At 62.9% G+C, this 24,583-nt stretch carries 23 protein-coding genes and 1 tRNA gene; 10 read left to right on the top strand and 14 right to left on the bottom strand.

Features of this window, described 5'->3' with window-relative positions; translation table 11 throughout:
• The first annotated feature begins 27 nt into the window (after window positions 1–27).
• From ACS0VV_RS04260 to ACS0VV_RS04270, 3 genes are all read left to right on the top strand, one after another.
• On the top strand, window positions 28–273 hold the full coding sequence (locus tag ACS0VV_RS04260) for a hypothetical protein (protein ID WP_483531487.1): 246 nt from the start codon (window positions 28–30) through the stop codon (window positions 271–273).
• A 331-nt stretch (window positions 274–604) separates the two neighbouring features.
• The gene (locus ACS0VV_RS04265; protein WP_483531488.1) at window positions 605–817 is read left to right on the top strand and encodes a cold-shock protein; all 213 of its coding nucleotides are present in this window, start codon (window positions 605–607) and stop codon (window positions 815–817) included.
• A gap of 65 nt (window positions 818–882) precedes the next feature.
• Window positions 883–1,119 (top strand): hypothetical protein, encoded by a 237-nt coding sequence (locus ACS0VV_RS04270; protein WP_483531489.1) that lies wholly within the window; start codon window positions 883–885, stop codon window positions 1,117–1,119.
• On the opposite strand, the gene ACS0VV_RS04275 is transcribed toward ACS0VV_RS04270, so the two are convergent.
• Genes ACS0VV_RS04275 through ACS0VV_RS04320 form a run of 10 tightly spaced genes read right to left on the bottom strand, consistent with a single transcriptional unit; the run spans window position 1,116 to window position 13,710 of the window.
• On the bottom strand, window positions 1,116–2,723 hold the full coding sequence (locus ACS0VV_RS04275; protein WP_483533497.1) for a GNAT family N-acetyltransferase: 1,608 nt from the start codon (window positions 2,721–2,723) through the stop codon (window positions 1,116–1,118). The genes ACS0VV_RS04270 and ACS0VV_RS04275 overlap by 4 nt on opposite strands.
• Window positions 2,714–3,322 (bottom strand): hypothetical protein, encoded by a 609-nt coding sequence (locus ACS0VV_RS04280; protein ID WP_483531490.1) that lies wholly within the window; start codon window positions 3,320–3,322, stop codon window positions 2,714–2,716. The genes ACS0VV_RS04275 and ACS0VV_RS04280 overlap by 10 nt, the downstream gene beginning before the upstream one ends.
• 53 nt (window positions 3,323–3,375) lie before the next feature.
• Entirely contained in the window at window positions 3,376–4,605 is a 1,230-nt protein-coding gene (locus ACS0VV_RS04285) for an NADP-dependent isocitrate dehydrogenase (RefSeq protein WP_483531491.1), read from the bottom strand.
• A 57-nt stretch (window positions 4,606–4,662) separates the two neighbouring features.
• Window positions 4,663–5,763: an NAD(P)/FAD-dependent oxidoreductase gene (locus ACS0VV_RS04290; protein WP_483531492.1), complete on the bottom strand. Its 1,101-nt coding sequence runs from the start codon at window positions 5,761–5,763 to the stop codon at window positions 4,663–4,665.
• The gene (locus tag ACS0VV_RS04295) at window positions 5,742–6,440 is read right to left on the bottom strand and encodes a methyltransferase domain-containing protein (protein ID WP_483531493.1); all 699 of its coding nucleotides are present in this window, start codon (window positions 6,438–6,440) and stop codon (window positions 5,742–5,744) included. Before ACS0VV_RS04295 ends, ACS0VV_RS04290 begins: the two co-directional genes overlap by 22 nt.
• Window positions 6,421–7,482 carry a type III polyketide synthase gene (locus ACS0VV_RS04300; protein WP_483531494.1) on the bottom strand — a complete coding sequence of 354 codons (1,062 nt, stop codon included), beginning with the start codon at window positions 7,480–7,482 and terminating at the stop codon, window positions 6,421–6,423. Before ACS0VV_RS04300 ends, ACS0VV_RS04295 begins: the two co-directional genes overlap by 20 nt.
• 33 nt (window positions 7,483–7,515) lie before the next feature.
• Window positions 7,516–8,430, bottom strand: coding sequence for an NAD(P)H-dependent flavin oxidoreductase (locus ACS0VV_RS04305; RefSeq protein ID WP_483531495.1), 915 nt, complete (start codon window positions 8,428–8,430; stop codon window positions 7,516–7,518).
• Window positions 8,430–10,220: an acyl-CoA dehydrogenase C-terminal domain-containing protein gene (locus ACS0VV_RS04310; protein WP_483531496.1), complete on the bottom strand. Its 1,791-nt coding sequence runs from the start codon at window positions 10,218–10,220 to the stop codon at window positions 8,430–8,432. The genes ACS0VV_RS04305 and ACS0VV_RS04310 overlap by 1 nt, the downstream gene beginning before the upstream one ends.
• Window positions 10,221–10,240: 20 nt before the next feature.
• Window positions 10,241–12,574 (bottom strand): 3-hydroxyacyl-CoA dehydrogenase/enoyl-CoA hydratase family protein, encoded by a 2,334-nt coding sequence (locus tag ACS0VV_RS04315; RefSeq protein ID WP_483531497.1) that lies wholly within the window; start codon window positions 12,572–12,574, stop codon window positions 10,241–10,243.
• On the bottom strand, window positions 12,574–13,710 hold the full coding sequence (locus ACS0VV_RS04320) for a thiolase family protein (RefSeq protein WP_483531498.1): 1,137 nt from the start codon (window positions 13,708–13,710) through the stop codon (window positions 12,574–12,576). The genes ACS0VV_RS04315 and ACS0VV_RS04320 overlap by 1 nt, the downstream gene beginning before the upstream one ends.
• A 178-nt stretch (window positions 13,711–13,888) precedes the next feature.
• On the opposite strand from ACS0VV_RS04320, the gene ACS0VV_RS04325 reads away from it, so the two are divergent.
• Both ACS0VV_RS04325 and ACS0VV_RS04330 read left to right on the top strand, forming a co-directional pair.
• Window positions 13,889–15,634 carry a long-chain-fatty-acid--CoA ligase gene (locus tag ACS0VV_RS04325; RefSeq protein ID WP_483531499.1) on the top strand — a complete coding sequence of 582 codons (1,746 nt, stop codon included), beginning with the start codon at window positions 13,889–13,891 and terminating at the stop codon, window positions 15,632–15,634.
• Window positions 15,627–16,058 (top strand): MerR family transcriptional regulator, encoded by a 432-nt coding sequence (locus tag ACS0VV_RS04330; protein WP_483531500.1) that lies wholly within the window; start codon window positions 15,627–15,629, stop codon window positions 16,056–16,058. The genes ACS0VV_RS04325 and ACS0VV_RS04330 overlap by 8 nt, the downstream gene beginning before the upstream one ends.
• 43 nt (window positions 16,059–16,101) lie before the next feature.
• On the opposite strand, the gene ACS0VV_RS04335 is transcribed toward ACS0VV_RS04330, so the two are convergent.
• A tRNA-Val gene (locus tag ACS0VV_RS04335) sits at window positions 16,102–16,176 on the bottom strand.
• Window positions 16,177–16,267: 91 nt separating this feature from the next.
• On the bottom strand, window positions 16,268–16,642 hold the full coding sequence (gene cpdR / locus ACS0VV_RS04340) for a cell cycle two-component system response regulator CpdR (RefSeq protein WP_483531501.1): 375 nt from the start codon (window positions 16,640–16,642) through the stop codon (window positions 16,268–16,270).
• A 121-nt stretch (window positions 16,643–16,763) separates the two neighbouring features.
• Between cpdR and ACS0VV_RS04345 the strand changes: the two genes are divergently transcribed.
• Entirely contained in the window at window positions 16,764–17,735 is a 972-nt protein-coding gene (locus tag ACS0VV_RS04345; protein WP_483531502.1) for an N-formylglutamate amidohydrolase, read from the top strand.
• Between the two features lie 230 nt (window positions 17,736–17,965).
• On the opposite strand, the gene ACS0VV_RS04350 is transcribed toward ACS0VV_RS04345, so the two are convergent.
• Together ACS0VV_RS04350 and ACS0VV_RS04355 are read right to left on the bottom strand one after the other, a co-directional pair.
• Window positions 17,966–18,760, bottom strand: coding sequence for a SapC family protein (locus tag ACS0VV_RS04350; RefSeq protein ID WP_483531503.1), 795 nt, complete (start codon window positions 18,758–18,760; stop codon window positions 17,966–17,968).
• Between the two features lie 132 nt (window positions 18,761–18,892).
• Entirely contained in the window at window positions 18,893–20,317 is a 1,425-nt protein-coding gene (locus ACS0VV_RS04355; RefSeq protein WP_483531504.1) for an FAD-binding oxidoreductase, read from the bottom strand.
• Between the two features lie 148 nt (window positions 20,318–20,465).
• Between ACS0VV_RS04355 and ACS0VV_RS04360 the strand changes: the two genes are divergently transcribed.
• The 4 genes from ACS0VV_RS04360 (at window position 20,466) to ACS0VV_RS04375 (ending at window position 24,569) form a co-directional block, all read left to right on the top strand.
• On the top strand, window positions 20,466–21,059 hold the full coding sequence (locus ACS0VV_RS04360) for a hypothetical protein (RefSeq protein ID WP_483531505.1): 594 nt from the start codon (window positions 20,466–20,468) through the stop codon (window positions 21,057–21,059).
• A 118-nt stretch (window positions 21,060–21,177) separates the two neighbouring features.
• Complete coding sequence (locus ACS0VV_RS04365) at window positions 21,178–22,638, top strand: DEAD/DEAH box helicase (RefSeq protein WP_483531506.1); 1,461 nt, start codon at window positions 21,178–21,180, stop codon at window positions 22,636–22,638.
• A gap of 43 nt (window positions 22,639–22,681) precedes the next feature.
• Complete coding sequence (locus tag ACS0VV_RS04370; protein WP_483531507.1) at window positions 22,682–23,500, top strand: sterol desaturase family protein; 819 nt, start codon at window positions 22,682–22,684, stop codon at window positions 23,498–23,500.
• Between the two features lie 82 nt (window positions 23,501–23,582).
• Complete coding sequence (locus tag ACS0VV_RS04375) at window positions 23,583–24,569, top strand: SDR family NAD(P)-dependent oxidoreductase (protein ID WP_483531508.1); 987 nt, start codon at window positions 23,583–23,585, stop codon at window positions 24,567–24,569.
• The last annotated feature ends 14 nt before the right edge of the window (window positions 24,570–24,583 follow it).

The raw sequence follows: 24,583 nt of genomic DNA on the forward strand, positions 1-24,583 counted from the left end.
CACATAAAACGGACCGAGGAACTGCTCATGCGGGACAAAAACCAACCCCAAACCATCTATATGTTCGCCGGAACAGGCGGAGCTATGGCATATTCCGATGACGAGCGCGGCGCCAATTTGCCCGCCCAATTTGGCCCATGGAGATTTCGGAGAGCTGTTTCGACAAACGGCCCAACGTTTCTTGCCGGAGCAGACAAGGCTGCGCTTGAAGAAGTCATGTGCAAGGGTTTCTCAGTGGCGGTCTTTAACGCGACGTTCGATGGTGATGCTTAAGTAGTGCCATCGCCAGAAAGTATCGGGGCCCCGGATCAGGTCCGGGGCGACGAGTGCGAAGATAATCTGCGCCTAACTCCCAGCCGACTTGTGCTGGAGCAGCGGGGCAGACCCGCTTGAACAATGAATCCTCGCTATTTCGCGCAAGTGCCCCTATATAGCCTCTGCTGACGTCGGAATTTGCGACGGACTTCGAAATTTGCCGACCGCCGCTTGCTGTAATAGCCCCGGCGTAAACCAGACGACGACTTCCTTTCTTCGAACGATTTGACGCGACGACCCCCACGCAATCTTGCGTGCGGGCAACCTACGTTCTCGAAAGGAACTCTCTATGTCTAAGACAGGCACCGTAAAATTCTTCAACGCCGACAAGGGCTATGGTTTCATCCAGCCCGATGACGGTTCCAATGACAGCTTCGTGCATATCTCGGCCGTGCAGGCCGCCGGTATGCAGACGCTGGATAAGGAACAGCGGCTCAACTACGAAGTCGAGCAGGGACGTAACGGCAAGGAAAGCGCCGTGAACCTTTCGGCTGCTGACTGATTTTATCTGCGGGCGCGGGACTTCGGTTTCGCGCCCGCTTTCCCTTTTTCCGGTTGGAGAGATTGATGGCCGACACATATGAAGCCTGTTGCGAACGGGCCGAGCAGGCCGCCAAAGCTGCCGCCAACGCCACGCTGGACAATGTGCGCGACCGCGAATTGCGCGCCGAAAAGACCTGGCGCGGGCTTGCCGAAAAGGCGCGTTCGGTCGCCGAACAGCGCGACAAGATGGAACGCGAAAAGCGCGAGCAGCGCGAAGCCGATGCCGAAATGGCTGCGCAGGAAATGGGTTTCAGCGCCTAACCGCCACCCGGCCCGTGCTGGTGCATCGGCGGCGGGCCGCTCGGTTCAGCAGCGGTTGCGCCTTCGCGGTGCTCCCACTCGATGCGGTAGAGATCGAAACGACGGTCCGCGAGGTTGCGCACCGTCCCCTCGGCGCGTGCCCAGGCGAGGTCTGCCAGATTGACATCGCTGATCGTCAGAGTCTCGACATTCTCGGTCGCTTCCGCCGCGATACCGTCGCGGGCGAAGGGGAAATCGCACGGCGTCAGGATGCAGCTCTGCGCGTATTGGATGTCCATGTTCGCGACATTGGGCAGGTTCCCCACATTGCCGCTCAGCACCACATAACACTGGTTCTCGATCGCCCGCGCGGCCGAGCAATAGCGCACGCGCATATAGCCCTGGCGACTGTCGGTGCAGAAGGGCACGAAGATGATCCGCGCGCCCTCATCCGCCAAACGCCGGGCGAGTTCGGGGAATTCGCTGTCATAGCAGATGAGCACACCGATGGGGCCGCAATCGGTCTGGATCACGTCCACCGCATCGCCGCCCTTGATGTTCCACCAATAGGCCTCGTTGGGCGTGGGGTGGATTTTCTCCTGCTCGTGGATCGATCCATCGCGCAGGCACACCATCGCGACATTGTGGATGTCGCCATCCTCCATCCGCGTCGGGTGGCTGCCGCCGATAATGTTGATGTTGAATTTGAGCGCCATCTCGGACAGCGCCTCGCGGATGCGCGGGGTGTATTCGGACAGGCGCTCTATGCTTTCGAGCGGTGAAAGCTCTTCCTCTTCCGCGCTCAGCAGCATGAGCGTGAAGAGTTCGGGAAACAGGATGAAGTCTGCTTCGTAATCGCTTGCAACATCGACGAAATAGCGGATCTGCGCCATGAATTCGTCGAAGTCCTTCACCGCGCGCGCCTGCAATTGGCAACTGGCAACGCGCACATTCTCGACCCCGCGTGGTACGCGCGCCTGCGGGCTCGCGTCCTGATCGACAAAGGGGTTGCGCCAGACCATGTGCACGGCATTGCCGCGGCTGCGCCTGTCTTCGGGCAAGTAGGCCTTCAGCACGCCCAGCGGCTCGAACCCGTTGGCCAGCTGGAAGCGCAGCACGGGATCGTGGATTTTGCCTGCCAAGACCTGTTCGAGATAGTCTTCGGGCGACTTCACGCGGCGGCGCGAACGCAGGAAATTGGGCATCCGTCCGCCAAAGACGATGCCTTTCAGCTCCTCCTGCTCGGCGAGGAAGCGCCGTTCCTCATACAACCGCCGCCCGATCCGCGTGCCGCGCACTTTCGGATCGACGACCATTTCATAGCCGTAGAGCCAGTCGCCCTTGGGATCGTGGCGGGAGCCGTAACCATTGCCGGTAATCTCGTCCCACGTATGCGGGCGCAGCGCCTTGTCCCCGCCAATGCGCATGGTCGCGCAATAGCCGACGAGCCTGTCGTCCAGAATGGCGACAAAGCAGCCATCGGGATAGTTGTTGATCTGCCCGCGGATCTCGCCCTGCGTGTAGGGCGCAAAGTCATCATACACCCGCTTGGCGAGGGCAGCGATCCGGCGCACATCCCCGGGTTCGGCCTGCCGGACTTCGAGGCGGGCTTTGGTCAATCGGATTCTTCCAGAAACAGCGCGTCGACATCGCCGCCATTCGCTTCAAGGGTGGCGGCAACGCGCTGGCGCCCTTCAATATAGACCAATGCGGGGTGATCCTCGCCGCGCGCGCGCAAGGCTTCGGCTTGTTGGGCGGTGAGGGTGCTTTCCTGGGATACATAGTCTGCGTAGCCCTCGACCTTCCATTGCGGCTGCATGAGCATCCGAAGGCCGAACCGCTGCCGCAGCATACCGTGGGTAAACTCGTGCGCCAACACGGCCGACAGCGTGCGCTGCGTAATGCCATTGGTCACCGCGTTCCCGGCGATATCGCTTTCGTTTATAATGACCGCATCGCTTATGGGACGGGTGAGGCCGAAACCACCACGCGAGGTATTGGCGAGCCATATCCAGCGCCAGCCGCCATCGGTAAGAAAGACAGGACGACGTTCATCTTCTGAAGCGATCGGTGAAGTGGCAAGCAGAGCTTCGGTTTGCTGCGACACAGTCGCAAGATCGGCGTCGCTAATTGGCCTTTCGGACCAGACCGTGCCGATCTCGCTCTCGGCCTTGTAAGGGAAGGCCAGCAATTGCGGGGCGAATAGCGGGGAGGCGAATATCAAGGCCGCTGTTCCCAGCGCGATATTCGCCTTCCGGCTTGTGGTCCTGAAGCGGCTCAACCCAGCCCCTGCTCTTTCATCTTCGCTTCAAGCCCTTCGACAATCGCTTCGAAGAACTGTTCGGTTGTCATCCACGCCTGGCTCGGGCCGATCAGCAGCGCCAAATCCTTGGTCATCTTGCCCTGTTCGACGCATTCGATGCACACGCGTTCCAGCGTTTCGGCGAAGGCCACCACGTCGGGCGTGTTGTCGAAGCGGCCGCGATACATCAGGCCGCGCGTCCAGGCGAAGATGCTGGCGATGGGGTTGGTGCTGGTCGCCTTGCCCTGCTGGTGCTGGCGGTAGTGGCGGGTGACGGTGCCGTGGGCGGCTTCGGCCTCAACGGTCTTGCCATCGGGCGTCATCAGCACCGAAGTCATCAGGCCCAGCGAGCCGAAGCCCTGCGCCACCACGTCCGACTGCACGTCGCCGTCGTAATTCTTGCACGCCCACACGAACTTGCCGTTCCACTTCAAGGCGGAGGCGACCATGTCGTCGATCAGGCGGTGTTCGTAATGGATGCCAGCCTCTTCGAACTTGGCCGCAAAGCCTTCGGTGTCGTAGACTTCCTGGAACAGGTCTTTGAAACGGCCATCATATTTCTTGAGAATGGTGTTCTTGGTCGAGAGATAGACCGGCCACCCACGGTCGAGACCGTAATTGAAGCTGGCGCGCGCGAAATCGCGGATGCTTTCGTCGTGGTTGTACATCGTCATGGCGACGCCGGGCTGATCGAAAGTGTGCACTTCCAGATCGATTTCCTTGCCGTCCTCTCCGGTGAACACCATGCGCAGCTTGCCCGCACCGGGGATCAGCGTGTCGGTGGCGCGGTACTGGTCACCGAAAGCGTGGCGGCCCACCACGATGGGATCGGTCCAGCCGGGCACGAGGCGCGGAACGTTGTCGATGACGATAGGCTCGCGGAAAATCGTGCCGCCAAGGATGTTGCGGATGGTGCCGTTGGGCGAACGCCACATCTGCTTGAGGTTAAACTCCTCCACGCGGGCTTCATCGGGGGTGATGGTGGCGCATTTCACGCCCACGCCATACTGCTTGATCGCATTGGCGGAATCGATCGTCACCTGGTCGTTGGTGGCGTCGCGGTGTTCCACCGACAGGTCGTAATATTTCAGGTCGATATCGAGATAGGGCAGGATCAGCCTTTCGCGGATCCACTGCCAGATGATCTTCGTCATTTCGTCGCCGTCGAGTTCGACAACCGGGTTCTTGACCTGAATTTTCGCCATGGGGCTTCCCTGCCTTGTAATTGGATTGGACCTGTTGCGGGGCGTGTTAGCAGAGCTTTACGTCTGCGCAAGGGAGGGGGCAGGCGGAATCCGCGCGCCTTCGGCGAAAGTCGTAACCAGCGCGGGCGCGATGCGGGCGAGGGCGAGCCCGGCGCGGGCGCCCAGCGGCGTTTCCGCCATGTGCCACAGTGCGGAGGCGAGCCGCACGGGGCGGCGGGCGCGGGTGGCAAAGGCGCGCTGGTATTCTGGCGCGGTTTGGCCTGTGCAGAAGGCAGTGGCAGCGGCGACTCCGCTGGCGATGGCGATGGAATTGCCTTCGCCCGCCAGCGAGGGGATCACCGCCGCCTGATCGCCCAGGCGGAAGAGGCCGGGTGCGGTCTCGCGGCAGATCCAGCCATAGGGAACCGCGCCGATTGTGTCGGTGCGCGCGTCTTCCCAGCCTTCGCGAAGTCTATCCGCCAACGCCCTGTTATCCTGCGCAAGTTTGGTAAACAGCGTAACGGGGGAGCCACCTGCACCAGCAAGGGCGGACTTGCGCACGGCGAGGCAGATATTGGCGCTGCCGCCTTCCTGCAGCACGATGCCGACATAACCGCCGGGGAACAGGTGCAGCTCTATCGCTCCGCCCAGCAGCTGGTTGCGCGCAGGCGAGGCGGGCAGACGGAGGCGGATGCCCACGGTCGTATCCTTGGCGGTTCGCAGTCGGCTGTGCCCGCGCACATCATGCTTGCCGGTGGCAAGGAAGATCGCGGAGGATTGGTATTCGCCCAGCGCGCCCATGGCCTTGCCTTTTTCGAGCCCCCTGACGGTGTCCTCGATGAAATGCGCGCCATTAGCCAAAGCGATGCGGCGCATTTCGCTGTCGAGCGCATGGCGGCTGAGGCCGAAGGCTTGATGGGGCAGGGCAGTTTCGCTCGAGCGTTCTCCGGCAAAGAGACGCAATGTGCTGACCGGATGCGCGCCAAGGCGGCGAACATCTACACCGAGCGCCTCCAACTGCTCCGCTGTGCGCCAGCTGAGGAAGCCGCCGCACAAGGGATCGCCGACTTCCGCGCTTCGGTCAATCAGCGTGCAATCGACACCGCGCGCCCGCAGCGCAATCGCGGCCGCGCAACCTGCGGGGCCAGCTCCAAGGATTAACGGATGCGCGATACGCATAGGCGGAACGGGAAAAATCGTTGGACCTGTGCTTCGCTCACGCCTGCTTCGGCCAGCAAGCTATCCCACTCGGCGGGGCGATAGGAGCGGGCGATGGAGGTGCGGCCATCCTGTCGCACAATCGGATGCCAGCGGGCGAGCGTGGCGAGGACGGGATAACCGGCATAGCTCAGCGCATGGCGGTGCAGATCGTTGACGAACCACCCCGCGCGCGCCTCAGCCTCCATAAAGCGCAGGAACAGCACCAGTTCCTCGCGGCTCATATGATGCGCGACGAGGCTGGAGATGACGCAGTCCCACCCGCCGCCAATAAGATCGGCGTAGTCACCGGTGCGATAGGTGATCGGCATGGCGCGCGGTGTGGCAGCACGGGCGGTCGCTTCGCTGCGGGGATTGAGGTCGATCCCGACCAGCTCCGCCTGAATCCCGCGCTTCTCTGCCCATTTTGCCACTACGCGCAGCATATCGCCCTGGCCGTAGCCGACATCGAGCAGCTTGAACCGATTCCGACCCCGCAGCGCGCGTTCTAGAAAAGCGATTGTAGGGCGATAGGCCATGGTGACGCGGTTGACCTTGGCAAGGTCTGCCAACACCGCGTGATAGGTCTCTTCCGGCAAATCCGGATCGTCCATCAGCTCCTCGGCTTGCAGGCGCTCCTCAAGCATCGCACCAGCCATAGCGCACGCCTTCCATCGCCAGCCCCGGCCCGAAGGCAAGCGCGACGCCGCTTGCGGGCCGCTCGCGCATCAGCCGTTCGAGCACAAAGATCACGGTGGCAGACGACATATTGCCGAAATCGCTCAGCACCCCGCGAGAGGCGTTGAGGGCATCTGCGGGGAGCTTTAGCCCCCGCTCGACCGCGTCGAGAATCGACTTGCCGCCAGGATGGATCGCCCAGCTTTGCGGAGTTTCTTCGCCGGTAATTGCAGCGCGCAATTCGTCGCTATCCATCGCTTCGGCGAGCCTTCCCGGCACCGCGCCCGACAGGTGCATCGCAAAGCCCGTATCGCCCACGCTCCACGTGATCAGATCGTCGCTTTCCTCCAGCGTTGCCGAAATGCCGTCGCCCAGCGTCAACCCTGCGCCGCTGCCGCTCACCAGCGCGGCCGCTGCACCATCGGCGAATTGCGTCATGGCGAGCAGGCGTTCCAGATCGTCGGTTTCCTGCAAATGCAACGTGCACAGCTCCACCGCGATGGCGAGCACTTTCGCCTGCGGTTGCGAGCGCACGATATGCCCGGCGGTGCGCAGCAGTGTCACGCCGGCATAGCACCCCATGAAGCCGATACTCACCCGCTCGACATTGGCGGCAAGCCCGAGCCTGCGGGCGATCACCTGATCGAGGCCGGGCGCCATAAAACCGGTGCAACTGGCGATCACGAGATGCGTCACCCCGTCGAGCGAGGGGAGCTTTGCCACCGCCTTTATCGCCAGATCGGGCGCGTGGGCGGCGTAGTGTGCCATGCGGCTGGCCGTGCCGGGCGCGTCGCCATTGCGGTAAAAGCTGCCCGGTTCCATCCGCGCATCGGCGACATCCAGCACGGAATAGCGATGCGCGATCCCGCTGCGCGCTTCCATCCGCGCATACAAAGCCGCCTCGCGCTTTCCGGCGAGCAGGCCCTGCACCCAGTCGGTATAGGCGGAATGCACATCGCAATCAGGCACGGCGGTGCCGATGGCGGTGATGCGGGGCACGGGGGAAGCGCGGTGGTCAGTCATTTGACCGGCCACCGCGTTTGCACAAGGCGGGAATTATCCGCAGATTCTGGCTTTGGCAGCGTCATACTCGGCGATAAGTTGTTCACATATCACCTTCGCTGGCAACACCTCTTTAGTGGCACCCACGCCGTGACCGGCTGACCAGATGGTCTTCCACGCCTTCGCCTCTTCGTTGAGCGACATTTCGCCCGGCGCGTGCTCGATGCTCGCGGCGTTGAGGCTGGGGGTGAGGAAATTGGCGCCGACACCCGTCACCTTGTCGGTGTAGGTGATGTCCTTCGCCTCGCATTCGATCATCATCGCCTTCTGGCCGTCGACCGCCATGCTTTCCTTGGCCGCGATGAAGTGGCTGCCGATATAGCCGAAATCCGCGCCCATCGCCTCTGCCGCGAGGACGTGGCCGCCCTGCGTCATGCAGCCCGAAAGAATGATCGCGCCGTCAAAGACTTCGCGGATTTCGCTCACCAGAGCAAAGGGGCTGAGCGTGCCCGCATGGCCACCGGCACCGGCAGCAACGGCAATAATGCCGTCAACGCCCGCCTCGGCCGCCTTTTCTGCGTGGCGACGCTTGATCACGTCATGGAAGACGAGACCGCCATAGGAATGCACCGCCTGCACCAGATCGGGCACCGCGCCAAGCGAAGTGATGATCAGCGGCACCTTGTGCTTCACGCACAATTCCAAATCGGCCATCACCCGCGGGTTCGACTGGTGGACGATCAGGTTAACGCCATAGGGCGCATCATCGGGGCCGAGCCGGTCGGTGATGTCCTTCAGCCAGTCTTCAAACCCTTCGCTGGTGCGCTGGTTCAATGCGGGGAAGGTTCCGGCGATCCCGGCCTTGCACTGTTCAACGACGAGGTCGGGGCCGGAACACAGGAACATCGGTGCCGCAATTGCGGGGATGCGGCACCGTGCCTTGAAGTCCTGCCAATTGCCGGTGGCCATCAGAAGGCGTCCGCCGGCATATCCATCATGCTCGCCTTGCCGCTCTTGATCGCCATGAACTGCGCCGTTGCGGGCGGCAGCAGACGGTCGAAGAAGAACTGCGCGGTGATGAGCTTGGACTTGTAGAACTGCTCGTCCTCGACGCCTTCCGCCAGCTTTGCGTGGGCCAGCTTGGCCGCCTTGGCGAAGCAGTAACCCATCGCCACAAAGCCCAGCAGACGCAGGTAATCGGTGGCTGCAGCCGCCGCTTCCTCGGGATCGGAAAGGCCCTTTTGCGCGATATGCGCGGTAGAAAGCTGCAGCGCGCCAAAGCTCTGCTGCAAACCGGCCACGATCTTGCCGATATGCTCGTCACCGGCATGGTCTTCGATGAACTGGCTGACCGGGTGGAAGAAGGCGCGCAGATTGCGGCCCATGCGGTCGGGCAGCTTGCGGCCGACAAGGTCGAGCGCCTGAATGCCGTTCGCGCCTTCGTAAATTTGCGCAATACGGGCATCGCGGGCAAACTGCTCGATCCCGGTTTCCTGGATATAGCCGTGTCCGCCATGCAGCTGGATCGCCATATGCGTGGATTCGTGGCCGAGATCGGTGAAGAGCGCCTTCACCACCGGCGTCATCAACGCGATGAAATCCTTGGCGCGTTCGCGCGCTTCCGGCTCGGGCGAGGCGTGCTCGGCGTCCAAGGCGCGGCTGACCCAAGCGGAGAGCGCACGGCAGCCTTCGTTGTAGGCACGCATGGTCATCAGCATACGCCGCACATCGGGGTGCACGATCAGCGGATCGGCGGGGCCATCGGGGTTCTTCACGCCCGAGAGTGAACGGCCCTGCAGGCGATCCTTGGCGTAATAGACACTCGACTGGTAGGCGATTTCGCCCATGCCGAGGCCCTGGATACCGACGGCAACGCGCTCGGTATTCATCATCGCGAACATGGCTTCGAGGCCGCGGTTCGGCGGGCCGACCAGCCAGCCCTTCGCCCCGTCAAAGCTCATCTGGCAGGTGGCCGAGGCTTTCAGGCCCATCTTGTGCTCGATCGCGGTGGCGTAGGCCGGATTGCGATCGCCCAGCGAATAATCTTCCTTGGGCATATATTTGGGCACGAGGAACATCGAAATGCCCTTCACGCCCGCAGGCGCATCGGGAAGGCGTGCCAGCACGAGGTGGATGATGTTGTCAGCCAGATCGTGGTCACCGGCGGAGATGAAGATCTTGTTGCCGGTGATGAGATAGCTGCCGTCTTCCTGGGGTTCTGCCTTGGTGCGGAGCATCCCCAGATCGGTGCCGCAATGCGGTTCGGTAAGGCACATGGTGCCCGTCCATTCGCCATTGGCCATCTTGGGCAGGTAGAAGTTCTTCTGGTCTTCGCTGCCATAGGCTTCGAGGCTCACCATCGCGCCGCCAGTCAGGCCCGGATAGAGGCCAAAGCTGAGGTTCGTCGAACAGCTCATTTCCTCGACGCATTTGGCGAGGCTGTGCGGTGCGCCCTGGCCGCCCCATTTGGGGCTGACCGCGAGACCGGCCCAACCGCCTTCGCAGAACTGCTTGTAGGCTTCGGGGAAACCGTCTGGCGTGCGCACGACACCGTTTTCGATGCGGCAACCCTGCTGGTCACCCGGCCAGTTGAGCGGCAAGAGGACATCGCGGCACAGCTTGTTCGCTTCTTCAAGGATAGCGGCGCGCATATCGGCATCGAAATCCTCGAACCCTTCGAGATTGCCGAAGCCGTCGTCTTCGTGCAGCTCTTCCAGGTTGAAGCGCATATCGCGGATGGGTGCTTCATAGACTTGCATTGGACAAATCCTCTCTGTTCTTAGTTGCGCAGCGGCTTGCCGGTTTCGAGCATATGCTCGATCCGGGCCACAGTGTGCGGATGGCGGGCCAGCTTCATGAAGGCTTCCTGTTCCAGCTTCAGCATCTTGTCCTCGGTAACAGTTTCCACCGGGTCGGTATTCCCGCCCGTAAGGACGTATGCCAGCTGCTCGGCGACCACCTCGTCATGCGGGGTGGCGATGCCGCGTTGGCGGAAGCTGTCCACGGCCAGCTTGAGCGCCGCTGCACCGGCGGGGCCGGGCAAACGGAATTCGGGCTTTTCGGGCGGTGTGTAGCCGTCCACCATCGCCAGAGCGCGCTGCTTGGCGTCATACAGCAAACGGTCGCGGTTCATGGTCACCTGATCGGTGTGGCGCAGGAAACCGTGCTCCTTCGCCTCGGCAGCCGATTTGGCGACCGTCGCGGTGGAGATCAGCTCGAACGCTTTCGACACCGCAGGCATCGGGCCCTTCGGGTGACGCGGGTTCTTCTGCCAGCGGTCGATCATCTCGCTGCATCCGCCCCAGCCAGGGATGATGCCAACGCCGGTTTCGACAAGGCCGATATAGGTTTCGGCGTGCGCCTGCACGGCATCGGAATTGAGGCACACCTCGCATCCGCCGCCCAGCGCCAAACCGAAGGGCGCGGCCACCACGGGGAAGGGCGCGTATTTCAGCGCCTTGTAAGCAGCCTGACCGCCCGTAACCGACTTTTCGACTTCGCTCCACGCCGCGATGTTCAGCGCGAAGAGGGCGAGGCCGAGATTGGCGCCAGCGGAGAAGTTGGAGCCTTCATTATAAACGACCAGCGCCTTGTAATCGGACTTCACCAGCGGGATTGCCTGCTGGATCAGCTTCATCACCTGCTCGTCGAGCGCGTTCATCTTGCCGGTGAATTCGAGCGCGACAACGCCGTCACCCACATCCCACAGCGCAGCCGAGCCGTTCTTCAGCAGCGGCTCGCTCGCCAGCTTGATGTCTTCGAGCAGCAGCACGCCTTCGGGGCGCACGACATCGTGATATTCGCCGTCGGTGCCGAAATACTGCCGCTTGCCGTTTTCGATTCGGTAGAAGCTCTTGTCGCCCACCTGTTCAAGGATCGGCGGCACCGGATAATCGCTCGCCTTGAGCTTCTCGACGAGCTTGGCAGCGCCAATCACGTCGATCATCTCGAACGGGCCCATCTTCCAGTTGTAGCCGAGCTTCATCGCATCATCGACGCCGACCACGGTCTTGGTCGCTTCGGGCACGATGCTGGCGGCGTAGGACAGCGTCGGGCCGAGCACGGCCCAAGCGTAAGCGCCGACCTTGCCCTTCGTTTCGATCAGCTTGCCCAGATCGCCGCGCGCGGCGGAACCGTGGACGAGGCCGGGACGCGCCGCCGGACGGTATTCGCCCGACTTCAGATCCTTCGCCATCTTGGTGCGCGATCCGTCCGCGCCCTTTTCCATCGTGTAGAAGCCACCCTTGCCCTTGCGGCCGGTGTAGCCTGTGGCAATCATGTCTTCGATCAGCTTCTCGCTGCGGGCGATCTTCTGGTACCAGTCATCCGCCGGAAGCGTGCTGGTGAGCGACTTCATCAGATGCGGCATCAGGTCGATACCGATGAGGTCGATGAGGCCGAACAGGCCGGTTTTGGGCACACCCATCGGGCGGCCGCCGATCTCGTCCGCTTCTTCCACGGTGACGCCCAGATCGAAGGCGGAATTGACCGCCTGCTGGATCCAGAAAGTGCCTACGCGGTTGGCGATGAAGCCGGGCGAATCCTCGGCATCGACCACGCTTTTGCCGAGCTGGCGATCGACGAAATCGCGCACCATGGCGACGGTTCCCGCATCACTCTGCGGGCCAGCCACGATCTCGATCAGCCGCATATAGCGCGGCGGATTGAAGAAGTGGGTGATGAGGAAGTCCTGCTTGAACGCATCCGAGCGGCCATCGGTCAGCTGGGCGAGCGGGATGGTCGAAGTGTTCGACGACACCGCCGTGCCGGGCGTGCGCACCGCTTCCAGCTTTTCATACAGGCTCTGCTTGATGTCGAGGCGCTCGATAATCGCTTCGACCACCCAATCGCATTCGGCGACCTTTTCGAGATGGTCTTCGATATTGCCCGTTTCGACCAGCTTGGCCGCGCGCTTGCTCATGAAGGGCGCAGGCTCGGTCTTGAGCATCTTGGCGACGGCGCCTTCGGCCACCGCATTGCGATTGTCGCCTTCCTTGGGAAGGATATCGAGCAGCAGCACGGGCACGCCGGCATTGGCGACCTGTGCGGCAATCCCGGCACCCATCGTGCCGGCGCCGATGACGCAGACTTTCTTGATGGATTTGTCAGCCATTATGCCTTCTCCAGGATCGTAGCGATGCCCTGACCGCCGCCGATGCACTGCGTGCTCAGCGAGTATTTGCCGCCTTCGCGCTGGAGCAGCGCCGCTGCTTTGCCGACGATACGCGCGCCGGTTGCACCCAGCGGGTGGCCGATGGCGATGGCGCCGCCATCCAGATTGATCTTGCTTTCGTCAGCGCCCAGATCGCGGATTGTGGCGATCGACTGGCTGGAGAACGCCTCGTTCAGTTCGATCACATCCATGTCGTCAATCGTCAGGCCAGCGCGCTCAAGCGCCTTCTGGCTCGCGCCGACGGGGCCGATGCCCATGATTTCGGGCGCACAGCCGGAAATCGCCATGCTCTTGATTTTGGCCATCACGGTGAGGCCGTTCTTCGCGGCGTAGTCAGCCGAGCAGACCAGCACAGCGACCGCGCCATCGGTGAGCGGGCTGGACGTGCCAGCGGTAACGGTGCCGTTCTGGTCGAAGGCGAGCTTCAGGCCAGCAAGGTCTTCCGCCGTGGTGCCGGGGCGCGGGGTGCCGTCAGTGTCCACCACCGTGCCATCGGGCAGGGTGAAGGGGATGATTTCATCCTTGAACGCATCCTTTGCCAGAGCAGCCGCAGCCTTTTCCTGGCTCCGCACGGCGAAGGCTTCCTGCTCTTCGCGGCTGATGCCGTATTTCTTGGCGACGTTTTCCGCCGTGTCGCCCATGCCGAGATAGGCAGCGCTCTTCTTGGCGAGTTCGGGGTTCGGCATCGGGTTGAAACCGGTCATCGGCACGCGGCTCATACCTTCGACGCCGGCGGCGACGAACACTTCGCCCGCACCCATGGCGATCTGGCCAGCGGCGTAGTGGATGCTGCTCATCGAAGAGCCGCAGAAGCGGTTCATGGTGATGCCGCCAACGCTCAGCGGCAGGTCAGCCAGCAGGCCGACGAGGCGGGCGATGTTGAAGCCCTGCTCGCCTTCGGGGAAGGCACAGCCCATCACGATGTCTTCAATGTCTTCGGCCTTCACGCCGGTCTTTTCGATCAGCCCGCGAATCGTGTTCGCCGCCAGGTCATCGGGCCGCGTCTTCGCCAGAGCGCCTTTGTAGGCGAGGGTGAAGGGGGAGCGGACATAGCCCGCAATAACGACATCGGTCATGGTTCTGAGTGCCTTTCCTCTGCAATTCGCAAGGTCGATTGACCTTTTGCGCTGGATGGTTACGATAAAGTCTGTTACTTGACGTATACGTTAAGGGCGAGGGAATCAAGCCGTCTCGAACAGGGCCTGCAACTTTTGTTTGGCGATTTCGGGGCAGGGCAAAGGGAAAGGAAATTTCATGGTCGAGGTGCCCGAAGGGTTCCGCCTGATGGACACGAGCCGCTTCATGAATGCGGATGGCACTATCCGCCCGCGGCTGCTGACCGAATTGCTTGACCATGCGGTCGCCACTTGGCCGAACCGCGTTTGCGTGGACTTTCTTGGTCGCGAATGGACTTATGCCGAGATCGGCAATCTGGTTGACCGCGTCGCCACCGGCTTGCAGGCTGAGGGGCTGGAGCCGGGCGACCGTTTCGGCCTTTGCCTGCCCAATACGCCCTATTCGGTCATCATGTTCTACGCCGTGCTGCGCGCAGGCGGAATGGTGGTGAATATCAACCCGCTTTATTCCGACAGCGAAGTCGAATTCCTCATCACCAATGCGGGCGCGAAAATGGTGGCGGTTCCCGATCTGGAGCTGCTGCACGCCAAAGTCGCCAAAGCCTGGGGCAAGGCCGACGAGGAGGGCCATGTGCCGCTACAAAGAGTGGTGCTGTGTCCGATGGCCGATGTGCTGTCCTTCTGGAAATCGGTCGGCCTGCGCACAGTCAAACGTTCCTCGCTGGCGCAGCGGCAGGACGGGATCACCTATATCGACTATCGCAGACTCGCAGCGCATCCGGCCAGCCCCGCGCCGGTCAAGCAAGACCCGGAAGACGTGGCGGTGCTGCAATATACCGGTGGTACCACAGGGCGGCCCAAGGGCGCGATGCTGACGCACCGCAGCCTTGCCGCCAATTCGGCGCAGATGATGCTTCATGTCGGTGTCGAGCGTGACCAGCAGGAGCGCACGCTGGGTGTGTTACCGCTGTTCCACGTGTTCGCGCTCACCTGCGTGCTCAATTTCGGCGTCGATACGGGATCGGAGCTGGTGCTGCTGCCGCGCTTCGAAATGGACGAGGTCTTGAAGACCGTGAAGCGCAAGCCGCCGACGCAGATGTTCGGCGTGCCGACGATTTACAACGCGCTGGGCAGTTTGCCCGACGACAAGCTGCCCGACCTGTCTTCCGTGCTGACCAGCTGTTCGGGCGGCGCGCCGCTGCCGCTGGAAGTGCGCGAGAAGTTCGAGAAGCGCACCGGTTCGATCGTGTCCGAAGGCTATGGCCTCACCGAAGCCTCGCCAATCATCACCAGCAACCCGTTGCTGGGTCGCCAGCCGGTGAAGGAAAACTCCGCAGGGCCGGCTTTCCCGCAGACGATTATCGAATTGCGCGACGAGAAGGGCGAACTGGTCGAAGGCATTGGCCCCGATCATCGCGGCGAGATTTGCGCGCGGGGGCCGCAGATCATGAAGGGATACTGGAACCGCCCCGATGCGACGAAGGACACCTTCTTCGGCGAATCGCTGCGCACCGGCGATATCGGCTATCTCGACAAGGACGGCTATCTGTTCATCGTCGACCGCATCAAGGATTTGATCCTGTGCAGCGGATACAATGTCTATCCGCGCATGATTGAGGATGCAGCGTACGAGCATCCCGCGGTCAAAGAAGCTGTCGCCATCGGCGTGCCCGACGATTATCGCGGCGAAGCGCCCAAGCTGTTCATCGCGCTGCACGAGGGCGAGGATCTGGACGCGGCGACCTTGCACGCATTTCTCAAGATGCGGCTCAATCCCATTGAAATGCCGGATTCTTACGAATTCCGCGACGAGCTTCCCAAAACGCTGGTCGGCAAGCTCGAGAAGAAGGCGCTCGTGGCCGAGGAGAAGGCGAAGCGCGAGGCGGCAGCCGCCGCTGTAACCGACGGAGGCGCAAATGCCTGATAGCGTAGCCACCATGTACGAGGCGCAGGGGAGCGAGCCCCTGAAGTCGATTGCCGAGGCCGCCGACGCGCTCGGCGTAACCCAGCGCACTCTGCGCTTTTACGAGGACAAGGGCCTGATCGCGCCGCAGCGCGTGGGCACGATGCGCGCCTATTCGAAGCGTGAAATGGGCCGGATGCAGCTGATCCTGCGCGGCAAACGGTTAGGCTTCTCGATCCGCGAGATCGGCGAGTTTCTTTCGCTCTATGACGAGGACGAGGGCGCGAAGGTGGAGCAAATGCGGCACCTGCAATCGCGCATCCACCAGCGGCTCGCCGAACTGGTGGAGCAGCAGACCGCGATCGAACAGACGATTGCCGAACTGCGCCAGATGGATGCCGAAGCGCAGGACAAGATCGACCGGCTGAGCCTGCGCCGCCAGTAAGCTGCCTGGGGCGGTGTGATCGGGACTGCGGGGGTTTTCCGAATGGTGGGCGTAGCAAGGATTGAACTTGCGACCCCTACGATGTCAACATAGTGCTCTACCACTGAGCTATACGCCCGCACCATTCGTTTTGCCGCGCCGTGTTTCGCGCGGCAGGCGGGCCATCTAGCGCCGCCTCTATCAACTGGCAAGTCCCTATCGGGGAAGAATCAGAGCGAGGCTGCCGCCGCGTCTTCGAACAGGCGTTCGACTTCCAGCACCAGATCTTTGAGGTGGAACGGCTTGGACAGCATCTTCGCGTGGGGTGCCTCACGCGTGGCGCGCAGCGAGACGGCGGCGAAGCCGGTGATGAACATCACCTTGGTCGTCGGGCTGATATCGTTGCAGCGTTGCGCCAGCTCGATCCCGTCCATTTCCGGCATCACGATGTCCGACAGCAGCAGATCGTAAATCTCGGTTTCGATCAGCGGCAAGGCGTCCACGCCCGAACTGACTGCCATCACCGAATAGCCGGCCTGCTCCAACGCACGCTTGAGATAGGTGCGCATCGCAGTGTCGTCTTCGGCCAGCAGGATACGGATCATCGCGGGAGTGCCTCTCTCGTCTCGTCGGTTATGGCGATGGCGGGCTACTACCCACAAAGATGTAACAAAGTCTTGCTCCGATTTGCAGGTGGCCAGCTTTGGAACACCGCGCTTTGACTTCGTGGATAAAGCCCGCCAGCACAAGGGCATGGCTCTATCCGATCAGCCTTTGGGTGATTCGCCCGCACAGAGCGGCGGGCGCGTGCCCGGCGCCCCCGGCGTGCCCGCGTTCACCCTGCGCAAGCCGCGCGCCAATCCGGTGCCTGTATTGATCGCGGTGCCCCATGCCGGTCGCCATTATCCGCCCGCACTGAGCGCTGCCATGCGCCACCCGCACGAGGCGAGCCTGCGGTTGGAAGACCGCTACATCGATCTGGTTGCGGAGCGTGTGTCGCGGGCCTCGGGGGCTGGTCTGCTGCTCGCCCAGGCGCCGCGTGCGATGATCGATCTTAACCGGGCACCCGACGATGTCGATTGGGAAATGGTGACGGGGCCGGGCAGTGCGGTGAGGGCGCGGCTGACTGCGGGGAGAAGGGCGCGCAGCGGGCTTGGCCTGGTGCCGCGGCGCCTGCCGGGGCTGGGTGAATTGTGGCGCGCACCGATGAGCCGTGCCGATCTGGACGAGCGTATCGCGGATGTACACCAGCCCTATCACGCCACGCTGTCGCGAACGCTCGAAGCGATGCGTGACCGGTGGGGCGCGGCGCTGCTGATCGATCTGCATTCGATGCCCCCGCTCGGCCCCAAGAGCGGGCCGGAAGCGGCGGTGGATTATGTCATCGGCGACCGCTTCGGGGCCTCCTGTGAGAGCCGGCTGGTCAGCGCCGCACTCGATCATTTCGAGTCGCGTGGCGCGCTTGCGGCGCACAACCGGCCCTATGCCGGGGGTTACGTTCTAGACCGGCACGGCGCGCCCGCGCGCAAGATCAGCGCGATGCAGCTGGAAGTGTGCCGCAGCGCCTATCTCGATGCCGCCATGCGCGAACCCGCCGATGGGGTGGACGCCGTCAGCGAGATGATTGCGGGCCTTGTCCGCCTGCTGGCTGACGAGGTGGTGGCAGACGGTTACGGCTTCGCCCAAGCGGCAGAATAGGCCACATCAGCCCACAACGAAAAAACCGCCCCGTGCATAAAGCACGAGGCGGCCAAGGTTCAGGGAGGAGGTGCACGGGGACGTGCACCAATCCGGCAAGGCCATGAGGGGAGCGCCTGCCGGACGATTGCAATTTAGGTTGTCTGCGGCGTACTTCAAGAGCCAGCAAAAAGGCGGCGCTCCGTTGCCGGAACACCGCCTTTATTGCGTTTACAATGCTTTGAAGCGGTTTAGGCCTGCGGCATCGCCGCGCCATTTGCACTGGCCATCGGGCCCTTGCCCTGCTCAACCTGCTTGGCAAAAATATTGCGCATCAGATCAAGCGAGAACAGGTGCGCGAAGATCAGCGGCAGCAGTCCGTTCTCGTTCCACTTGCGCAGCTGGTCACCGCGAAGTTCGCGCAGCTTTTCCTGGTTCACCATACGGAAGCCGCGATAGGTGAAGGGCTGTTCCGGATTGTCGCGGCGCTGGATCGAAATCTCGCCGTCCATCAGCAGATCGGCCTTGGCCAGTTCTTCCATGAAGAGCTGGGTCTTGCCACCGGCTTCCTCGAACTTCTCGCAGAAGTTGAGCAGCTGTTGGCAGTGATCCGACGGCGTCTTGTCGTCGTTGAACAGACGCTCGCCCTCTTCGAAATCGCCCACCAGACCGCTCGTCGGGTCGAAGCACAGCGACAGCGCATCTGTATCGGGCTGCAGCTTGGCGAGGAGGAACGGATAGCGGCGGACATAGGCGGGGACGTAAGGCGTGCCGTGCGGCTTGCCTTCATCGTCGAAGAACACGTTCACACCTTCGTTAAGGCCCATCAGCGCCAGCGGCACCGGACGTTCGCCCGACGAAAAGACGATCGGGTAATCGCGCTGCGCGACCGGGAATTCTTCCACAGTCAGCGGAATGGCGTGCTGCTTGGCAATCCACGGCGCCTTGTCGGTCGTGCGGCCTTTCCAGCCCAGATGATCGTTGCTGTTGAGCGGAACGAGTTGCGAGTAGAGGATAGGCAGTTGCGGGTTCGGCGCGCTGGCCATGGTAGTCTCTCCGGTCAGGGATGGTCAGGTGGTGCAACAGGAAGAGCAAGGCTCCACGCCGGGGCACCGTAATGTCAGGGGGCGGGCCTTAGAGCGTGTCAGAGGGAAGGGCAAGCGTCTGCATTGACTCGGCTACGCCTCCGGATCGACCAGCTTGCCCGGATTGAGCAGCCCCCGCGGATCGAGCGCGCGCTTCACCGCGCGCAACATCGCCAGATGCACCGGATCGCCGACCCGCGCCAGTTCCGCCCGCTTCATCTGCCCGATGCCGTGTTCGGCGCTGATCGAGCCGCCCCAGGCGGTGACCTCATCGTGCATGAAACGGCTGATGACCTTGCCTTCGCGCTCTTCCCATTCGCCGCGCACGGCTCCGGCGGGAGCCATTGCGTGGAAATGCACATTGCCGTCGCCCAGATGGCCGAAAGCGATAGCCCTCGTGCCGGGAAAGCGGTCTTCCAGCTTGGGCACAGTCGCAGCGATAAAGTCCGCCATCCGCTCGACCGGAACGGAGATGTCGTGCTGCATTGCAGGGCCAAGCGCACGCTCTGCGCCCGAGATCGAATCGCGCAGCAGCCAGAATTGCTCTGCCTGCGTCTCGTTGGAGGAGATGGTGGCGTCCTCGATCAGCCCCTTTTCGAAGGCGCTGGCGAGCAGGGTTTCGGCAAGCGCGGGCAGGGCGTCGGCGTTTGCAGCATCGCCCGCCAGTTCGATGAGCGCGTTCCACTCGTGCTCGCCCTCAAGCGGCAAGCGGGATCCGGGCACATGGTCGAGAACGGCTGCGAGTGAAGAGCGCGGGATCACTTCGAACCCTTCGAGCGCGTCGGCGGCCACCTTCTGTGCGTGCAGCAACAGCTTGCGCGCATCGGTGATCGACGCAAGTCCTGCCCACAGCACGCTGCGCCCGGCCAGCGCGGGCTGCAATTGCAGCGTCGCGCCGGTGACAATCCCCAGCGTCCCTTCCGAACCGATCAGCAGCTGTTTGAGGTCAAACCCGCGATTGTCCTTCTTCAACGGCGTCAGCGCGTCAAACACGCTGCCATCGGCCAGCACCGCTTCGATCCCCAGCACCTGCGCGCGCATCACCCCGTGGCGCAGCACCTGTGTTCCGCCGGCATTGGTGGAGATCAGCCCGCCAATGGTCGCCGAACCCTTGCCGCCCAGAGTGAGCGGGAAGCGCAGGCCTTCGGCTTCCACTGTGTCATGCAGCGTTTGCAGCACCACGCCCGCGTCGCAGGTAATTTCGCGCGCCGCCGCGTCAAACCGCCGGATCGCCGCCATCCGCCGCAGCGAAAGCAGGACGGCAGTGCCGCTCGCATCGGGGGTTGCACCGCCGCACATCCCGCTATTCCCGCCTTGCGGCACGATCGGCACGCCGTGTTCGGCGCATAGCCTTACCAGAGCGGCGACCTCCGCAGTCGAGGCGGGCGAGGCGAGGCCGATGGCGCGCCCGGTATAGCGCCCGCGCCAATCGGTCAGCCACGGATCGACCAGCTCGCTATCCTGCGTCCATCCGCGCGGGCCGAGCAGGCTGGCCGCGGCAAGTGCAAATTCGCTCATGGCTTGCCAATGCCATTTTGGAGGCGGGCTTGCCAAGCAGTTAAGCCAACATTCAATCCCGCGCGCTAGTAGAGGGGCCGAGTGATGGCGCGTTTGGCATTGCCTTGCTTGCCCGAGGCCCTCCAATTGGGCCGCTGTGACAGGACTGATGAAGCACAAAATCCCCCTTCTCTTGCTCGCGCTTCTGCTTGCTCCGCTGCTCGCGGTGTGGCTGGCGGTGAAGGTCGAGGCGCAGGATGCAGCGCCGTCGCGGCCTGGGCAGGTTAGCGGGCCGCAATCGGTGCCGCTGACGGGCAGCAATCCCGGGCAGGTGTCGCCGTTCAATGTTCTTGAAGAGGCGCGGCAGCCGGTGTTGCAGCATCAGGTGCGCATCCGTGGCCGCGTGGTTGTGCGCGTCACTCCCGGCCCGCGCGATGCGCGCAGCGAAATGCTGGCGGAATTGCCGCGTCGCCCGCTCAGCACCAGCTACGCCGAGGCGGAATTCGGCGAGTGCGTGACGGCGAACAATGTCATCGGCGTGCAGCCGAGCAATGACGGGCGGCTGCTTTTCTTCACCAACCAGAACCAGATTCTGGCAGCGCGGCTGGTCGAAGGCTGCAACGCGCGCGCCTTCTACGCGGGCTTCTACACCGAACGCAGCAGCGACGGGCGGCTGTGCGTCAATCGCGACAGTTTGCAATCGCGTGCCGGGGCCAGTTGCCAGATTGACCAGTTCACCCGGCTGGTGGCGGTTGCCAACTGATCTGCCAGCGCGGCGCATCCCAAGCGAATCTTGACTTTTTGTGCAGGTGCGTCATAGGGCGCGGCACTGCTTGCAGCGCTTTGCCGCTCCTGCCCTTTATCTTCGGAAACACCGCGCTTTGACAACTTTTGCCGATCTCGGCCTCTCGCCCGAATTGCTCGATGCCGTTACGGAGGCAGGGTATACCGAGCCGACCGCTATCCAGGCGGAAGCGATCCCTTCGGTGCTGATGATGCGCGACATGATCGGGATTGCGCAAACGGGCACGGGCAAAACCGCAAGCTTCGTGCTGCCGATGATCGATGTGCTGGCCAATGGCCGCCGCCGCGCGCTGATGCCGCGTTCGCTGATCTTGGAGCCGACCCGCGAACTTGCGGCGCAGGTGGCGGAGAATTTCGAGAAATACGGCAAGAACCATGATCTCAAAATGGCGCTGCTGATCGGCGGCGTACAGATGGGTGAGCAGGTGAAGGCGCTGTCGGACGGTGTGGATGTGCTGATCGCGACGCCCGGCAGGATGATGGATTTGTTCGAACGCGGCAAGATCCTCCTTTCGGGCTGCGAATTGCTGGTGATCGACGAAGCGGACCGGATGCTCGATATGGGCTTCATCCCCGATATCGAATTTATCTGCTCCAAACTGCCCGAACAACGCCAGACGCTGCTGTTCAGCGCCACCATGCCGCCGCCGATCACCAAGCTGGCGAAGACCTTCCTCAACAACCCCAAGCGCATCGAAGTGAGCCGGGCGGCATCCACCAATGCCGACATCACCGCCTTCAAGATTCCGGTCGCCACGCGCGAAAAGCGCGAAACCCTGCGCTGGCTGCTGCGCAATGATCTGGTGGAAACCGCGATCATCTTCGCCAACCGCAAGACGACGGTGCGCGAGCTCAACAAGAGCCTGCAACAGCACGGTTTCAAATCGGGCGAAATCCACGGCGATATCGACCAGAACCAGCGCAATGCGGAATTGCAGCGGTTCAAATCGGGCGAGATCAATATTCTGGTCGCCTCCGATGTTGCCGCGCGCGGGCTAGATATCAAGGGCGTCTCGCACGTCTTCAATTTCGATACGCCCTGGCACCCCGACGATTACGTCCACCGTATCGGACGCACCGGCCGCGCTGGCGCCAAGGGGCGGGCGTTCACCTTCGTCGCGCCCGAGGATGCCGAGGCGATCGCCAATGTCGAGAAGCTGACCGGCGCGACAGTGCCCGTGTTCGGCAAGAAGGACGTGCGCGTCGAATTGCCCAAGGCTCCGGCACCCAAGGCCCGGGACACATCGGGTGATGATGATGAGGCGGAGGAAAAGCCCAAGCGCCAGCGGTCGTTCAGCCGTGACGATGCTGATGCCGAAGCTGCTCCGCGCGAACGCCAGCGCAAGCCGCGTGAAGAGAGCCGCCGGGACGAGCGTAAGCCGGACCGCAAGCCTGAGCCTCGGCGGGACGACCGCAAGTCCGAATCCCGCGGCGGCGAACCGCGCGGTCGCAGTCGCTATCCGCAGGATGACCCGCCGGTGCCCGCAGGCGAATGGAACGGGCCGAAGCCCGCCTTCCTCGACATCTCGACCAGCTGATTTCTTAAGCGGAAATTAGGGCTTTTGCGGGCATGACGCCCGCATGGACGCTGTGCTTTCCACGATCTGGAGCCCGCTGCGCGATACCGCGCCGATGGCGCTGTTTTTCATCCTGCTGGCCGTGATCGTAAAACGCGCCGCCATCCTGGATGCGATGCGCCGCGTGCGACGCGAAGCGACCACCAATGTGCTGCTTTTCGCGATCAACAGCATGATTGTCGCCCCGCTGGTGGCGATCCCGTTTATCACCATCACTGGCATCGTTGACGGCGAGCGCTGGTTCGCCGGTTTCTGGGCGGGCGTGCCGGCTGTAATCGTCCTGCTCGTCACCATCCTGCTGATCGATCTGGTCGCCTATTGGCGGCACCGGCTGGAACATCATCCCGCGCTCTGGCGCTATCACGCAACCCACCATGCCGACACCGCGATCCACTGGCTGAGCGTCCACCGCAAGCATCCGGTGGGTAAGGTGTTGTCGACGCTGGTAGATCTGCTGCTGGTGCTAGCGCTGGGACTGCCGGTGTGGGCGATAGTGCTGGCGGGCGTGATTCGCACATGGTGGGGCACTTTTATCCATGCCGATGTACCGTGGACACTGGGCCCGCTCGGCAAAGTGCTGATTTCGCCCGCCGCGCACCGGTTGCACCATATCCGCGATGAAGCGCTGATGGGCACCAATTACGGCAACACCGTCACCCTGTGGGACAGGCTGTTCGGCACTTATGTCGATCCAACACCCTATCTCGATTGCGAAACCGGCATCGAAGAGGGCACGCGCGGTTTCCTTGGCGAACTCGCGCGGCCGTGGGAGAAGCGGTATCGCGCGGACGCCAAAGTAGCGGGCGAAGCCGGAGCGGCCTGATCGCTGCAAAGTTGGCGGAACTGTTAACGAGGGTCGGATTTGGTATGGTAGCTACCAGCCAGACCGCACCGAGGAACCCGCCATGCCCGATCTCACCCGCCGAAGCCTGCTCGCCGGAACCGCCGCTTTGGGCGCGGTCGCTGCTACTGGCGTGCGGGCGCAGGAAGCCTATGCGCCGCGCGATCTCACTGGCACTTCTGTGCTGATTACTGGCTGTTCCTCGGGTTTCGGGCGGCTGGGGGCGGAGCATTATGCGCGGGCTGGTGCGCGGGTCTTCGCCACCATGCGCAATCTGCCGCGACCGGAGGCTGACGAATTGGCGGCGCTCGCCGCGGCTGACGGGCTCGACATCCACATCCTCGAAATCGATGTGCTGTCCGACGAGAGCGTTGCAGCGGGCATTGCCGAGGCGGAACGCATCAATGGCGGGCCGCTCGATGTGCTCGTGAACAATGCCGGCATAGGGATTACCGGCCCTGCCGAAGTGCAGGACATGGAAGCGACGCAGCTGATCTTCGACACCAATGTCTTCGGCTGCCACCGCATGGTGCGCGCGGTGCTGCCGGGAATGCGCGCGGCGGGGAGGGGGCTGATTGTCCCGATCAGCAGCCAGCTGGGCCGCGTGATCGTGCCCTATTCGGGCCATTACTCGCCCACCAAATTCGCGCTGGAGGCGATGGGCGAGCAGCTCGCTTACGAACTCGTGCCGCACGGCATCGATGTGGCGATTGTCGAGCCCGGCGGCTACCCGACCGAGGTTTGGGTGAACCGCAATATCTACACCAGCGCCCTGCGTGAACGGGCCGAGGAACGCCACACTGCGGGCTATCCGGCAGTGGTGAGCCGCATGGGCGAGGAAGACGGCTCAGGCCGCAGCGCCGACCCGATGGACGTCCCCCGCGCCATCGAACAGCTGATCGCGATGGCCCCGGGCACAAGGCCGCTGCGAATGCCGGTAAGCGGCGGTTTCGTGCCGCAGACGGAGATCAACCGGGTGACGGCGGAGACGCAAGTGGCGTGGCTCGGCGGGAGCGGGTACGGGGACGTGATACGGGCGGTTTATGATTGAGGGGAGGTCATCGT

The sequence above is a fragment of the Aurantiacibacter sp. KMU-128 genome, assembly GCF_056933515.1.

Coding starts and splice junctions, on each gene's coding strand:
- ACS0VV_RS04260 (WP_483531487.1), top strand. CDS start 28: ATGCGGGACAAAAACCAACCCCAAACCATCTATATGTTCGCCGGAACA.
- ACS0VV_RS04265 (WP_483531488.1), top strand. CDS start 605: ATGTCTAAGACAGGCACCGTAAAATTCTTCAACGCCGACAAGGGCTAT.
- ACS0VV_RS04270 (WP_483531489.1), top strand. CDS start 883: ATGGCCGACACATATGAAGCCTGTTGCGAACGGGCCGAGCAGGCCGCC.
- ACS0VV_RS04285 (WP_483531491.1), bottom strand. CDS start 4,605: ATGGCGAAAATTCAGGTCAAGAACCCGGTTGTCGAACTCGACGGCGAC.
- ACS0VV_RS04290 (WP_483531492.1), bottom strand. CDS start 5,763: ATGCGTATCGCGCATCCGTTAATCCTTGGAGCTGGCCCCGCAGGTTGC.
- ACS0VV_RS04295 (WP_483531493.1), bottom strand. CDS start 6,440: ATGGCTGGTGCGATGCTTGAGGAGCGCCTGCAAGCCGAGGAGCTGATG.
- ACS0VV_RS04300 (WP_483531494.1), bottom strand. CDS start 7,482: ATGACTGACCACCGCGCTTCCCCCGTGCCCCGCATCACCGCCATCGGC.
- ACS0VV_RS04305 (WP_483531495.1), bottom strand. CDS start 8,430: ATGGCCACCGGCAATTGGCAGGACTTCAAGGCACGGTGCCGCATCCCC.
- ACS0VV_RS04310 (WP_483531496.1), bottom strand. CDS start 10,220: ATGCAAGTCTATGAAGCACCCATCCGCGATATGCGCTTCAACCTGGAA.
- ACS0VV_RS04315 (WP_483531497.1), bottom strand. CDS start 12,574: ATGGCTGACAAATCCATCAAGAAAGTCTGCGTCATCGGCGCCGGCACG.
- ACS0VV_RS04320 (WP_483531498.1), bottom strand. CDS start 13,710: ATGACCGATGTCGTTATTGCGGGCTATGTCCGCTCCCCCTTCACCCTC.
- ACS0VV_RS04325 (WP_483531499.1), top strand. CDS start 13,889: ATGGTCGAGGTGCCCGAAGGGTTCCGCCTGATGGACACGAGCCGCTTC.
- ACS0VV_RS04330 (WP_483531500.1), top strand. CDS start 15,627: ATGCCTGATAGCGTAGCCACCATGTACGAGGCGCAGGGGAGCGAGCCC.
- cpdR (WP_483531501.1), bottom strand. CDS start 16,642: ATGATCCGTATCCTGCTGGCCGAAGACGACACTGCGATGCGCACCTAT.
- ACS0VV_RS04350 (WP_483531503.1), bottom strand. CDS start 18,760: ATGGCCAGCGCGCCGAACCCGCAACTGCCTATCCTCTACTCGCAACTC.
- ACS0VV_RS04355 (WP_483531504.1), bottom strand. CDS start 20,317: ATGAGCGAATTTGCACTTGCCGCGGCCAGCCTGCTCGGCCCGCGCGGA.
- ACS0VV_RS04360 (WP_483531505.1), top strand. CDS start 20,466: ATGAAGCACAAAATCCCCCTTCTCTTGCTCGCGCTTCTGCTTGCTCCG.
- ACS0VV_RS04370 (WP_483531507.1), top strand. CDS start 22,682: ATGGACGCTGTGCTTTCCACGATCTGGAGCCCGCTGCGCGATACCGCG.
- ACS0VV_RS04375 (WP_483531508.1), top strand. CDS start 23,583: ATGCCCGATCTCACCCGCCGAAGCCTGCTCGCCGGAACCGCCGCTTTG.